This window comes from Vibrio sp. 03_296, from assembly GCF_002265885.1.
On record NZ_NPKW01000793.1, the window covers coordinates 1 to 1,006 of the forward strand.

The 1,006-nt window shown below is 45.5% G+C and carries 1 pseudogene; it reads right to left on the reverse strand.

The features are described 5' to 3' along the window. A pseudogene (locus tag CIK04_RS27935) lies at positions 1-561 on the reverse strand (substrate-binding domain-containing protein); the annotation flags it as partial. Positions 562-1,006 lie beyond the last annotated feature (445 nt).

Here is a 1,006-nt window from a genome sequence, read left to right on the forward strand (position 1 = left end):
TTTGTACAGAATACGTGGTGCGAGCTTCTGTCATCTGGGTGGCCGGGTTCGCCTTTTAGCATCACGTATTGCAATACGCCATTCGCCGTTTTTGTCCCATGTCTGGGTTGGCTTTCCACGCTTGCGCGATGAGATCACCTTGAATGTATGCCCGATTCTTTTGAGTCGGTACCGACGTAGTAAGCTTTGTCGTAGCTCGCTAGCGCTTGTGGGCTGGGTTCTTTGTTGTAGAACACGATAGGCACATCATCCATTTTCGCTTTTTGGATGATGGTTGGGCAGCCTGCAGGGTCAACCAGGGTTAATGGCCAGCGCTTGCACGCCACGAGCCAGCATGACGTCCACTTGGTCGTTTTGCATCGACTGGCTGTTTTGCGAATCGTTCATCAAAATACGAGTGCTTTTGTCTGATGCCGCTTCTTTTTCAATGGCTTGGCGCACAACCGACATGAAGTTGTCGTCGTACTTGTAGATAGTAAATCCAAGGGTGGTATCCGCTAGAGCTTGTGTTCCAAAGCCTACACCAGCAGTGAGCAGAGCAAGTAGAGTAACCTTTCTCATAAGCAAAATCCTGATTGTTTGTTATTGGTTTGCTGTAGGGGTAATTCGTAATCTGCAATTAATTTTATAATTGGTGAAAACGTTTACCCTTTGAGTATAGTGACAAACGAATCAATTAATGTGAACTAGATAAAAATTTCACCAGATTTGTAATCGAATGTTAATGTTTGTAAGGGTTTTGTGATTTGAGTGTGGTTTTATCTTGTGTGTAAACGTTGGTCAGAAAAGTAGTAATCGAGTGCAAGAAAACGCACTAAAACGACAAAGCCAAGCCTTGGACGAAAAAATCAAGGCTTGGCTTATAGGATTTGGACTTAGAAGGAAAGCCTGGAGGCGAGTGAGCGCTAGCGCGAAGCCGGGCTAAATCGCAACTGGTAGCGGTAGTGTTTCTCGGTTAGTTGGAATTCTTTGTGCACACTTGGGCTCCAAGAATCGTCACCGCCAA